At 32.4% G+C, this 12,494-nt stretch carries 15 protein-coding genes and 1 other annotated feature; of the genes, 5 read left to right on the plus strand and 10 right to left on the minus strand.

All coding sequences use genetic code 11. The annotated features are described in order from the left end of the window. Positions 1-30: 30 nt before the first annotated feature. Entirely contained in the window at positions 31-570 is a 540-nt protein-coding gene (locus ABG79_RS05060) for a cob(I)yrinic acid a,c-diamide adenosyltransferase (protein ID WP_057977792.1), read from the minus strand. Between the two features lie 155 nt (positions 571-725). Here ABG79_RS05060 and dapD point away from each other — a divergent pair, with 155 nt between their 5' ends. Then, positions 726-1,448 carry a 2,3,4,5-tetrahydropyridine-2,6-dicarboxylate N-acetyltransferase gene (gene dapD / locus ABG79_RS05065; RefSeq protein ID WP_057977795.1) on the plus strand — a complete coding sequence of 241 codons (723 nt, stop codon included), beginning with the start codon at positions 726-728 and terminating at the stop codon, positions 1,446-1,448. Positions 1,449-1,552: 104 nt separating this feature from the next. Here the strand turns inward: dapD and ABG79_RS05070 are convergent, their stop codons facing one another. From ABG79_RS05070 to pdaB, 3 genes are all read right to left on the minus strand, one after another. Then, positions 1,553-2,176: a single-stranded DNA-binding protein gene (locus tag ABG79_RS05070; RefSeq protein ID WP_057977797.1), complete on the minus strand. Its 624-nt coding sequence runs from the start codon at positions 2,174-2,176 to the stop codon at positions 1,553-1,555. A gap of 75 nt (positions 2,177-2,251) precedes the next feature. Then, entirely contained in the window at positions 2,252-2,842 is a 591-nt protein-coding gene (locus ABG79_RS05075; protein WP_057977799.1) for a hypothetical protein, read from the minus strand. Positions 2,843-2,877: 35 nt separating this feature from the next. Beyond that, a complete protein-coding gene (gene pdaB / locus ABG79_RS05080; protein ID WP_057977801.1) occupies positions 2,878-3,666 on the minus strand; it encodes a polysaccharide deacetylase family sporulation protein PdaB in 789 nt (262 codons plus the stop codon). Between the two features lie 90 nt (positions 3,667-3,756). Between pdaB and ABG79_RS05085 the strand changes: the two genes are divergently transcribed. From ABG79_RS05085 to ABG79_RS05095, 3 genes are all read left to right on the plus strand, one after another. Next, positions 3,757-3,945: a hypothetical protein gene (locus ABG79_RS05085; protein WP_057977803.1), complete on the plus strand. Its 189-nt coding sequence runs from the start codon at positions 3,757-3,759 to the stop codon at positions 3,943-3,945. Positions 3,946-4,094: 149 nt separating this feature from the next. After that, complete coding sequence (locus tag ABG79_RS05090) at positions 4,095-4,337, plus strand: alpha/beta-type small acid-soluble spore protein (protein ID WP_057977805.1); 243 nt, start codon at positions 4,095-4,097, stop codon at positions 4,335-4,337. A gap of 107 nt (positions 4,338-4,444) precedes the next feature. Next, positions 4,445-4,972, plus strand: coding sequence for a DUF4364 family protein (locus tag ABG79_RS05095; protein ID WP_057977807.1), 528 nt, complete (start codon positions 4,445-4,447; stop codon positions 4,970-4,972). 35 nt (positions 4,973-5,007) lie between these two features. Here ABG79_RS05095 and ABG79_RS12490 read toward each other — a convergent pair whose 3' ends face one another. Beyond that, the gene (locus ABG79_RS12490) at positions 5,008-5,184 is read right to left on the minus strand and encodes a hypothetical protein (RefSeq protein ID WP_160318220.1); all 177 of its coding nucleotides are present in this window, start codon (positions 5,182-5,184) and stop codon (positions 5,008-5,010) included. Positions 5,185-5,231: 47 nt separating this feature from the next. Next, a complete protein-coding gene (locus tag ABG79_RS05100; protein ID WP_057977809.1) occupies positions 5,232-6,524 on the minus strand; it encodes a bifunctional folylpolyglutamate synthase/dihydrofolate synthase in 1,293 nt (430 codons plus the stop codon). 138 nt (positions 6,525-6,662) lie between these two features. Here ABG79_RS05100 and ABG79_RS05105 point away from each other — a divergent pair, with 138 nt between their 5' ends. Further along, positions 6,663-6,941 carry a hypothetical protein gene (locus ABG79_RS05105; protein ID WP_057977811.1) on the plus strand — a complete coding sequence of 93 codons (279 nt, stop codon included), beginning with the start codon at positions 6,663-6,665 and terminating at the stop codon, positions 6,939-6,941. 108 nt (positions 6,942-7,049) lie between these two features. On the opposite strand, the gene ABG79_RS05110 is transcribed toward ABG79_RS05105, so the two are convergent. The 4 genes from ABG79_RS05110 to ABG79_RS05120 all read right to left on the minus strand — a co-directional run bounded on the left by ABG79_RS05110 (position 7,050) and on the right by ABG79_RS05120 (position 12,492). Further along, complete coding sequence (locus ABG79_RS05110; protein WP_057977814.1) at positions 7,050-9,689, minus strand: valine--tRNA ligase; 2,640 nt, start codon at positions 9,687-9,689, stop codon at positions 7,050-7,052. Between the two features lie 15 nt (positions 9,690-9,704). Further along, positions 9,705-9,881, minus strand: a complete 177-nt coding sequence (locus ABG79_RS12495; RefSeq protein WP_160318221.1) for a hypothetical protein — start codon at positions 9,879-9,881, stop codon at positions 9,705-9,707. A 30-nt stretch (positions 9,882-9,911) separates the two neighbouring features. Further along, positions 9,912-10,117, minus strand: a binding site (T-box leader). Positions 10,118-10,132: 15 nt separating this feature from the next. Then, the gene (locus ABG79_RS05115; RefSeq protein ID WP_057977816.1) at positions 10,133-11,326 is read right to left on the minus strand and encodes an L-lactate MFS transporter; all 1,194 of its coding nucleotides are present in this window, start codon (positions 11,324-11,326) and stop codon (positions 10,133-10,135) included. A 14-nt stretch (positions 11,327-11,340) separates the two neighbouring features. Further along, complete coding sequence (locus tag ABG79_RS05120) at positions 11,341-12,492, minus strand: MFS transporter (protein WP_057977817.1); 1,152 nt, start codon at positions 12,490-12,492, stop codon at positions 11,341-11,343. Positions 12,493-12,494 lie beyond the last annotated feature (2 nt).

A 12,494-nucleotide genomic window follows, 5' to 3' on the forward strand; every position in this document is an offset into this window, starting at 1 on the left:
AAGAAAATCAAGAAATCAAGTGAATGGCACTTAAAACTCGATTCCTTTTCTTGCTGGGATGCCCTTTTCAAAATAATGCTTAATGTCCTTCATCTCTGTAATTAAATCTGCAATTTCTTGTATCTCATTTGGAACGTTTCGCCCTGTCATAATTATTTCTATATCTTCTGGCTTGGATTTCAAAAATTCAACTACCTCCTCAACGGTTAACAGCTTGTTATGTAATACACCCATTATTTCATCAAGTATGAGCATATCGCATTCTTTATTCTTTAAGACTTCTTTGCAAAATTCAAAAGCTTTTTCTATTTCTTTTTTTAGCTCTGCTTTTTCTTCATCACTCAATGTCCAGAAAAAACCTCGTTTTTTTTCAAATCTAAATATTTTAAAGTATGGCTCTAATTTAGCAATACTCTTCAATTCTCCAGTTTCAGAACCCTTTAGGAATTGAACCATATATACTTTAAGTTCATCTCCTGCTGCTCTAACTCCCTGTCCTATCGCTGCAGTAGTCTTACCTTTGCCATTTCCCGTGTAAACTTGTATACAACCCTGTGAAAGCTTTCCCATAATATTCCCCTTTCATCTTTATTTTCTAATATTATATCACTACTCAAAAACAGCAGCTACTTACTTTTTTTAATTACTTTATTAAAATTAATTTTAATTGACAAAAATATTTATAAAATGATATATTTAATAAAAAATAAGTCGAGGTGATATAGATGGAGCAAATAAGGGAATATGATTTAACTGATCCATATGAAATAGCAAGATATATAAAAGAAGCTAAAAAGACAACCCCTGTTAAAGTCTATGTTGATGGGGATTTAAAAGGATTAAATCCTGATGGTATTGAAATCTATGGTGATAATAATTTTTATATACTATTTGGCGAAAACGAGTTAGTAGAAAATTTCCTTACTGAGAACAAAGAAAAAATTAGTAAATATAGAATAGAATGCGACAGAAGAAATTCTGCGATACCGATGCTTGATATAAGGCATATTAATGCAAGGATAGAGCCTGGCGCAATTATAAGAGAAGGGGTTGCAATTGGAAACCATGCGGTTATAATGATGGGTGCCGTTTTAAACATAGGGGCAGAAATAGGTGAAAACTCTATGATAGACATGAACGCAGTTATAGGAGCTAGAGGAAAAATTGGAAAGAATGTTCATGTGGGTGCAGGTGCAGTGGTTGCAGGAGTATTAGAGCCACCAAGCAAAGAGCCTGTCGTAATTGAAGATGATGTATTAATTGGAGCAAATGCAGTGATTCTAGAGGGAGTTAGAGTTGGAAAAGGCTCTGTAGTAGCAGCAGGTTCAGTAGTTACCCACGATGTTGAAAGCGGAGTTGTTGTTGCTGGAATTCCCGCAAAGGTTATTAAAAGAGTTGATGATAAGACAAAAGAAAAAACAAAATTATTGGATGATTTAAGAAAATAATTACGAAATAAAAAACACCCACAAATGCACATCAAATGTGGGTGTTTTTTATTAAATAAAATAAATTGACAAACAACTCAAGAAGTCAAGAAATCAAGTGAATGTCACTCATCGCTTACTTTTTCTAATTTAGAAATTGAAACTTCATATGCAGTTCTCTTTATTACATTGTCTTCTGATAGCTTCTTCTCATATTCACGGCTCTGCATTCTCCCCCACAGACGGATATGAGTTCCTACTTCAAACTGACTTGAGAATCTTGCATTTCTACCCCACGCAATTGCTGGTATGTAGTCAGATTTGTTATAAGCTCTGTTAACAGCAATTAAGATATCTGTTATTTCTCTACCAAATGGAGTAGTTCTGTAAACTGGAGCTTTACATACATAGCCATCAAGACTTATAACGTTTGGGCTGTCTGAAAGTGTCTCAATTTCTTTTATATCTCTTGCAAATAATGTTAATAGTAATCTACTGCTTCCATCGATAACTCTATTATAAGACCTTATTTGACCATCAACAGACACTAAAGTTCCTATTGATGTATTAACATTTGTAAGAAGTCTTTCCGAAACAGTTACAGGAAGCACATCTACTGTTTCGCTTAACCTTGGCACCTCAATCATAAAGGTTAAAAATCTTTCGCCAAATATTTCATGGCTTAAAGTTAAAGGTGAAACAATTTTGCCTTCAATATAGGCTTTGTTTGATAAGAAAAGGTTTTGCATCCCCATCCCTCTCCCTTCGTATTTTGTAATCTAAAATATAAATATTAGGGAAAGAATGAAAATATTACACATTAATTATAATTTTATACCAATAATTAACATGCAAGTTAAAGCTGCAAGATAATAATAAATTTCACTATATTTTCCCGATACTTGATAGAGTTTTTCAAATGGTTGAATTACTTCCTTTTCAAATGTAACTATGGTTCTCTGTAGACAAAAGCTAAAGCAAAGGCAAGTTAAATCATCAATGCTTGTTGCTGTTACAGTTGCTTTATCATTTAAACCAAAAGATAATGGATAAAATTCAGTATCTGTATCAATTGCAGGAACATTATCAGCGTTGAATATATAATATCCATTTTCATTTATTCTATCTAATAATTCCTTTACTTTGTTTCTAAATAAATTTGATTCATCAATATATCCTATATTAATTATTACATTAAAAGATATATTATTTAATCTATCTTCGAGCAAGTCTTCTCTTGAAATTGAAATTAGGACATATTCTACTTCTTTAAAGAGCAGTTTTTCAAATGCATCTGCAGAGTCGTCATGGGTTCCAATAACGACGGATTCTTTTCCATTCTTGTATAGCTCTTCCTTTAATATATCAATAATCCTTGACTTGCCTTTGCTTCCCATTATACCTATAAGAATCATCCCATCACCTCTTTTTTCTTGTGTATATAGTTTGTTCACATACCAGCTTTGTTATTCTCTATAAGTTTTTGCCTTCCTGTATGGTCTATATAAAAATTTTCTTTATAAATCAACTCTGATATAGTGACAAATTGAAAACCCTTTTTCTTCAATTCTTTAATTATTCTATCCAGCACTAAAGGGGTTTGTTTAGCATAATTGTGGAAAAGAACAATAGAACCATTAGTAACTCTGCTAACAACTCTGTTATATATTACCTCTTCACCAGGATCCTTCCAGTCTATAGAATCAACGTCCCATTGAATACAGTAATGACCAGCTTCCTTTACAGTTTTTACAACTAAACTGTTGTAATCTCCAAATGGAGGTCTGAATAAATTTGTTTCTTTCCCAGTTATTCTTCTTATTTTTTCGCTTGTTTTAAATATCTCTTCCTTCATCTTATATGGGCTAAGCTGTGAAAAGTGAGGATGGGTTGTTGAGTGATTGCCAATCTCATGTCCCTTATCAAAAATATTTTTTACCTTTTCTGGATACTTATCAACCCATCCACCTACTAGGAAAAAAGTTGCCTTTACTCCGTTTTTTTCGAGTATATCTAGTATTTGATCTGTGTATTCATCTCCCCACGCCGCATCAAATGTGATTGCTACCTTCTTATCAGAAGTATCAACACAGTAAATGGGAAGTTCCCTTTGAGTGTTAAGAAAAACGTTGAGTAGTTCATACTTTCCAGTTGCAGCATAAAATACTGAAAATAAAAAAATAAAAACTACTGCTAGTGATTTAAAAACTGACTTTTTTGTGAAAATTATTACCTTCACTAAATTCCCTCCAAATTTATATTACAGTAAATATTTATTACTTTTCTGCAAAAAATATTATTAGGTTGATTTTAAAAGGAGGGATTTTGTATGACCATGCGTAAGGCCAGATTCACAAATTTGTTTGGACATCAAACTGAGTTTGCTTCAGAAAACCTATTAGGTCAGGATAGGCACTATCACAGAGAGGCTAAATCCCAAAAAGCTCAGCTAAGGAGTGCTCATAAACATGGAACTAGAAAGAACTACAAAATCCCCTTTGAAAGGAAATTGACCTAATCGGAGATTTTTAAATCTCCGATTTTTATTATCCAGAAATTTCTTGTATATTCGAGCCAATTCTACATAAATTAATATTAAGATGAAATTAATATTCATCATCCCTATAAGGAAACAGAACTACATAAAATAAAAAGGAGGTTTAAAAAATGGCAGCAGGTCAAGATTTCCACGGAAGGACACAATTAGTCCCAGAAGCACATAAGGCTCTTGATAATATGAAATATGAAATAGCTTCAGAACTTGGGGTCCCTGTATATCAGGGTTCAGAGGATTACTGGGGAAATATACCTTCAAGAGATTGCGGAAGAGTTGGCGGAACGATGGTTAAAAGACTTATAGCACTTGCAGAAAGAGAAGTTGCTAATGGAAAAATACCTGATAAACTATAAAGAATATCGAAATGCTCCCAAATAGGGAGCATTTTTATTGAAAAGAATATTTATTTATTGTTATAATATAATTATTGATACAGCTTATCCAAAATGGAGGTTTTAAAATGTATAGAGATACAACTGAACTGGCCGAAAATAAACTTTTAATATTATATATACTTAATAAAATAGATGCTTCAATTACTAACTCTTATCTTACGCAAATTGTTTTGGAAAACAACCTAATAAACTACTTTTCACTTCAACAGTATATTTCAGAGCTAATTGAAAGCGGATTTATTGACCTCACAAAGGAAATTAACAGGCAACTTCTAAAAATAACATTAAAAGGTAAAAGAACTTTAGATTTTTTTATAGATCGAATACCAGAAAATAAAACAAAAATTATAGATGCTTATCTGCTAGAAAAGGAAATTGAAGTTCAATATGAATATATTCCTAGAGCAAAATTTGAAAATATAGGAAACGATTACTTTGTAGATATTAAGCTTCTCGAAAATGATAAGATAATATTTGACCTTAGGCTTAGAACAAATTCTCTCGAAAACGCCAATACAATTTGTGAAAATTGGGAAAAAAAATATTCTCACTACTACGATACAATCTTAAAAACTCTTACGAAGGAAATATAAATGACTGTAGAAAAATCCACAGTCATTTTTTTCGTTTATTTGAAAATGTTCTTGTTTGAAGTAATCCCCATTTCTTTAGCCTTCTTAATATAATCATTAATGATTTTTTTTGAAAATTCAACCAAAACCTTCGGAGTTTTATTTTCATACTTAATAGCAAGATAATAAAGCCTCTTTGCCTTCTCAATTTCCTCAAGAAGCTGCTCACTCAAATAAATTTCCCCCAAAAATCTCTATACAAAATATTATGCAGCTTCTGCTAATTTAAGACCTTCTTTAATATACTTCGTGCGTGACCTATCATATATAAAGAACCGCAGAATAATAGAACATCATTTCCTTTTACCAAGTCTAATCCCATCTTAACTGCTTCTTCTACATCCTTTGCAGCAATTGCATTCTTGCCATAAGATATAATAATGTCCCTCAACTCATAAGACTTTAAAGCTCTTGGACTATCTGGAGTCACAGTAATAAATTCATCTGAAGCTTTGAAGAGCATTTCAATCATCTTTATATATTCCTTATCCTTTAGCATCCCTACTACAATCTTAACTTTACTGCCTTCAAAATAATGTTTTACTGACTTAACAAGCGATTCTATTCCTTGAATATTGTGACCTCCATCAAGAACTATATATGGATTTTTATTTAATATTTCAAATCTTCCTGGCCATTTTGCATTCTTTAACCCTTCATATATCGACTTATTACTTATATTAATTCCTAAATCCCTTAATGCTTCTATCGTCATAATACTCGTTAGTGAATTATAAACTTGATGTTCTCCTAGAAGGTTTATATGCAAATTTTTATATTCTTTATAACCTGAAATGTTGAATTTTATTCCATCAACAGAATTTTGATTAATCTTTGGTATTAAGCTTTCTACAAAATAAATTTTAGAGTTATTTTGATTTGCAACGTTTATAATTACATCTCTTGCCTCTTCCATTTGAGGATAAAGGACGAGAGGTTTATTAGGCTTTATTATTCCTGCTTTCTCATAGGCAATTTTATCCAGAGTATCCCCCAATACATTCATATGATCATAGCTTATAGTGGTTATAACTGAAACTAAGGGATTTACAACATTAGTAGCATCATATCTTCCTCCAAGTCCTACCTCTAGAACTACAAAATCAACCTTCTTATCATAAAAATATTTAAATGCCAATGCAGTTATTATTTCAAATTCAGTTGGGTTTTCAAAACCTTCTTTTACTATTCTTTCAATCAGCGGAATTATTAACTCTATATACTTAACCACATCCACTTCACTTATTTCGTCTTTATTAATTCTAATTCTTTCTGTAAACCTTTCTATATATGGAGAAGTATACACCCCAACTTTATACCCTTCCTCCTCCAATATGGATGATACAAAGGCAGAAGTTGAGCCTTTTCCATTAGTGCCTGCTATGTGGATAAATTTCAAGTTATCCTGAGGATTTCCCATAAGTTCGCAAAGTCTTCTAATTCTTTCAAGTCCCAGATTCATTCCGAATTTGCCAACATTTTCTATATAATTGATTGCTTCATCATATTTCATAATAATCCCCCACAATTCTTGTTATAAAATATTCTAAATAAAATATTTGTCTAAATTTGTAACAAATAGAAAAATACTAGCATAATTTAAACTAGGAAGAAATTTATCTTCCAAAAATTATAAGAGGAGGGATAATGTATGCCAAATGGTTATATCCATGGTGATCACAGCCCTTGCAGGTCAATAAAATCAGTTCTTGAAGCACTTGAAGGGCAAAAGGTAGTAATAGTTCTCAAAGGCTGCTGCGAAGAATGGGTTAAAATACTAAAGGTTTGTCATGAAGTTGTAATTGTAGAAATGATTGGTCACAAATGTAATTGCCCTGTTAAGTTTATCGATATCGACTGTATCTGCGAAGTAATTACTGATTGTAGAGCGGTTCTCCAAAAATTTTTGGACGATGATGACTGCCATTAATTTTATGTCCTCTGCCTTTAAAGGTAGAATCACACAATAGCTATTTAAAATATTGAAAAGCGACATTCATTCCCTGAAAGAAGGGGATGAATGTCGTCTTTATTTAATTTACTTTAATGCTTCCAATCTTTCTAATACTTTTTTTAGCATATCCTCATACATTTCCTTCTTAGCTTTTTCCTCGTCAACAACTTTTTGCGGTGCCTTGTTTACAAAGCCAGGGTTTGAAAGCTTATTAACAACTCTTTCAACTTCCTTTTCCAGTCTCTCTTTTTCCTTTATAAGTCTTTCAATTTCCTTTTCCCTGTCGATTAAATCCTCTAGAGGAAGGAATATCTCTCCACCTGGAATTACCTTTGAAACAGCATCCTTTGGTATGTCATCGGAATTAATAAATACTATTTCTGATGCATTAGCAAGTCTTTCAAAGTATATTCTTCCATCTTCAAAGGCAGTCCTTGATTCCTCATTTGAAGGAATTAAAAGTATCTTGGCCTTTCTTGAATTTGGAACATTCATTTCAGTTCTAATATTTCTTACAGCCCTAATTGCATCTATTACATGATTCATCATTTGTTCTTCTTTATCAAAGATTCTATCTTCACTGAATTCAGGCCAGTTTGCAATTGTAATTGATGGTGTTTCATCAGTAAGATGCTTGTAAATTTCTTCTGTTATAAATGGCATGAATGGATGCAATAGTTTTAAGCTGTCAACTAAAACTGTTTTTAGTGTAAACTGCGCTGCTGCCTTATCCTTTAAATCGTCCCCATAAAGTCTTGGCTTAATTAGTTCAATATACCAGTCGCATATTTCTGACCATATAAAATCATATATCTTTTGTAGTGCAATTCCTAATTCAAACTTATTTAAGTTTTCAGTAACTTCTTTAACTACTTCATTTAATCTTGAAATTATCCATTTATCTGCATTATTTAGGTTCTCAGCCTCATAATTTTGAATATTTTCATCAAGGTTCATCATTGCAAATCTTGCAGCATTCCATATTTTGTTTGCAAAGTTTCTTGCAGCCTCTACTCTTTCCATGTAGAATCTCATATCGTTTCCAGGGGAGTTTCCTGTAACTAATGTAAACCTTAAGGCATCTGCACCGTATTGGTCTATTATTTCTAGCGGGTCAATTCCATTTCCAAGTGACTTTGACATCTTCCTTCCCTGTGAGTCTCTTACTATTCCATGGATGAAAACATATTTAAATGGAACTTCTCCCATGTGTTCAATTCCTGAGAATATCATTCTTGCTACCCAGAAGAATATTATATCGTAACCGGTTACTAAAACGCTTGTTGGGTAGAAGTACTTTAAATCCTCAGTATTTTCAGGCCAACCCAAGGTTGAGAATGGCCAAAGAGCTGAGCTAAACCATGTATCAAGGGCATCTTCATCCTGATGGATATTGTTGGAGCCACAGTGAACACATTTTGTTGCATCATCAGCCTGAACAGTTAATTTACCACAGTCATCGCAATACCAGACTGGGATTCTATGTCCCCACCAGAGCTGCCTTGATATACACCAGTCCTGTATGTTTTCCATCCAGTTAAAGTAAACCTTTGAGAACCTATCAGGTATAAATTGAACTTTTCCTTCCTTAACCGCCTTAATAGCAGGTTCTGCAAGTGGCTGCATTTTTACAAACCATTGCTTTGATAAAAGAGGTTCAACTACAGTGCTGCATCTATCGTGAGTACCTACGTTATGATTATGCTCTTCTATTTTTATTAAAAGCCCTTGTGCCTTTAAATCGTCTATGACAGACTTTCTTGCCTCATATCTATCCATTCCCTGGTATTTTCCGGCAAGTTCGTTCATCGTTCCATCTTCATTCATAACAACAATTTGCGGTAGATTATGTCTTTGTCCTACTTCAAAGTCATTTGGATCATGGGCTGGTGTAATCTTAACAACTCCTGTTCCAAATTCCATATCAACGTATTCATCAGCAACAACCGGAATTTCTCTGTTAACCAGAGGTAAAATCAATGTCTTTCCTATTAAGTTTTTATATCTTTCATCCTTTGGATTTACTGCAACTGCAACGTCACCGAGCATAGTCTCTGGCCTTGTTGTTGCAACTATTACGTATTCTTCTCCACTTTTTGCAGGATACTTTATATGATAAAAGTTTCCTTGTTTTTCTTCATATTCTATTTCCGCATCCGAAAGGGCTGTCATACACTTTGGACACCAGTTTATTATTCTGTTCCCCTGATATATAAGTCCCTTTTCATAAAGCCTTACGAAAACTTCCCTAACTGCTCTATTTAGGCCTTCATCCATAGTAAATCTTTCCCTAGTCCAGTCGCAGGATGAACCTAGTTTCATAAGCTGTTCCTTTATTCTATTTCTATATTTGTCTGACCATTCCCAAACCTTTTCAAGAAATTTTTCTCTTCCCATTTCCTTTTTATATAATCCCTGCTTTTCAAGTTCAGCTTCAACCTTAACCTCTGTCGCTATGCTTGCATGATCTTCGCCAGGAAGCCAAAGTGTTGAATAGCCCTGCATTCTCTTCCATCTAATTAAAACATCCTGCAGTGTATTATCAAGTGCATGACCCATATGCAGCTGGCCTGTTATGTTTGGCGGCGGTATCACAATTGTGAAAGGCTCCTTATTCTTATCTACCTTAGGAGTAAAATACCCCTTTTCTAACCACTCGCTGTATAACCTTTCTTCAAATTCTTTAGGGTTGTAGTTCTTTGCAATATTTTTGTTATCTTCCATATTATTGCCTCCTAACTATTTAATAACATCAAGTATTTTTAGTGCTCCCACCGTTGAAACTATTAAGCCTATAAGCTTTAGAACAATTATTTTATTCACATTTGGTTCTATCTTTAAAACTTTAAAAACAAAGTTCACTTGATAAACCATAATTGCACCGAGTATCATTAAAGCTCCGCCAAACCAATCCATTCTTTCACCTCCATATAAAAAGTCCCTCACCCAAAGGGCGAGGGACCGCGGTACCACCTTTATTCCAGATATCCTGGCTCTTATTAGAATAACGGAATTCCGTTCCATCCTACTCCATTTCAGACGGAAAGCTCAGAAGCTACCTTCAACAGCAATTTACTTAGAAGACCTCTCAACCGGTGGATCTTCCTCTCTGTAAGTTTTAACTGTCTACTCCTCTTCATCATTGCTTTTTAATATTGATTTATATATTATTTTATAACTTGTTTTTCGTTTTTGTCAATAAAAAATATGTTAGAAATTATAATTCCTAAAACCGATAGCGTTATTATAGGATAAGCAACTAATTTATAGCTACCAAAGAAATCCTTCGAAATTCCTGACAATAAATTTCCTGTTATTGCGCCAATTCCGTAAGCTGTAAAAAGCATGCCGTAGTTTTGGCTATAATATTTATTACCAAAGAATTTTGAAGTCAATGAAGGTGCTATTGCAAGCCAGCCGCCAAAATTCATCCAAAACAAGCTCAAAGAAATTGTATATAAAATAATACTATTTTCAGAATAAAAAATCATCATAATCGCAGCAATTAGAATCAAAACATAGGAAGTATTTATTGCAAATATTGGTTTTATCTTATCAGTTAAAAATCCAAAAATTGGTCTGCCAATTCCATTAAAAATAGAGAAAAATGAAACCAGTAAGGCTACCTTTTTTGTATCAATTTTAATTATTTCCTCTCCAATAGGGCTGGTAATTCCAATTATCATCAATCCTACTAAAGTTGATATTGCAAAACATACCCATAATGCATAAAATCTAATATCTTTTAACATCTCTTTGGTGGTTATAGCGTTATCATCAACTGCACCTATCTGAATTACATTTTCAGGAAATTTAAACGGCATCGATAATGATAAAATTAGTATTAGAAATATATTACCCATTATCCTAAATGTAATGAATGGTCCATATAAATCTATTAACGTTTTTGCAATAGGTGCTGTTATAAATGGTGATAAGCCAAAACCAGTTAAAAGCATTCCTAGAGCCAATCCCCTTTTGTCAGGAAACCATCTTGTGACTACTGATATAGGAACTCCATAGGCTATTCCTACTCCACTCCCAGCAATGACTCCATACGTAAATATTAGCTGGTATATGTTATTAACATAGGATGAAGATATCCAGCCTAAAGCAGTCAATATTCCACCTATCCAGAGCACTTTATTAGGTTTTAATTTGTATTGTAATTTGCCTCCAAACGGCATTAAAAAGGCATAAAAGGCTAGGAATACCATGAATGGTAGTCCGCTTTGAGTAGAAGATAAACCTAACATATTTTCTAAAGGTTTTCTAAAGATACTCCAAGAATAAACCGTTCCTAAGCAAATAAAAATTATAATTCCTAATATCACATAAAGCCATCTTACATTTCTTTTCATAAGCTCCTCCCCTTTTATAGTTTATTATCTACAGAATTCATTATTTTTAGCAAGGTTAATAGTGAAATTATTAATGAAATTGGAATCAAAAAGAAAGTTAAGTAGGTTCCTATTCTATCATTCAAATATCCTACTAAAAAGCTCAAAATCATATTTATACTAGATGTTGCTGCTATTATTATTCCAAGTATATATGTCTTCCCGATTTTAAAAGTATTGTTAACTATCACAACAATTGTTGGGAAACCAATGGAAAAGAAAAATCCTGAAATAGAAATCAATATAATGTATTTCTCCCTTCCAATTAATCCTAAAGTAAATAATGTAGCAGCAACTGAAAAGAAAAATATTAACGAGTTAAAATATCCAAACCTTTCTACAATAAAACCGCCTAAAAACCTTCCTATAGTAAAAACTAAAAAGAAAAGCGAAAGATATGCTGATGCTCTTAATGTATCAAATTTATAATTAGTTATCATAAAATTAGCAAACCAGTTTGATATTGATAATTCTGAGAATACATAAAGACCAAGAGCAATTATAAACAGAAATACTTTCTTATTCCTAATAACATTAATAAACTTAACTTCTTCATCTTCATTTTCAATTTCCACCTGTGGAAATCGAATAAAGAAAAAAATAACTAATAGTAATGAAAATATAATTCCATTCCAAAAATATAGTGTTCTCCATGCAACTCCATTTTTTAGAAAAATTCCAGTGAATCTTTGACCCATAGATGTTCCAAATCCATAACAAAAATGTGTTAAATTCATCAAAATAGCTTGATAACTTGCGAATAGTATAGGAATTATTGAGTTTGTTCCTATTGAAAATAATGAAACTCCTAAATTAAAAATAAACATAGCTAATAGCAAAATATAAAAATTAGGAGCCCAACTTAAAATCAAAAATGACAAAATAATCAATATTAAACTAAAAAAATATGCCCTCCTATGGCCATGTTTCTGAATCAATATACCACCAACATACTGGAATAATATATACCCTAATGATGACACAGTAAGCATTATTCCTATCATGCTGTTGTTAATATTAAAATCATCTTTAAATATAGGTATAAATAAACCTCTCATGTTCTCCGAAAAACCAACTATTATCATAAAAATAAAAATATAAATTATTGCTACTATATTTATCTTCATAA

This window comes from Caloramator mitchellensis, assembly GCF_001440545.1.
GTDB lineage: Bacteria > Bacillota > Clostridia > Clostridiales > Caloramatoraceae > Caloramator > Caloramator mitchellensis.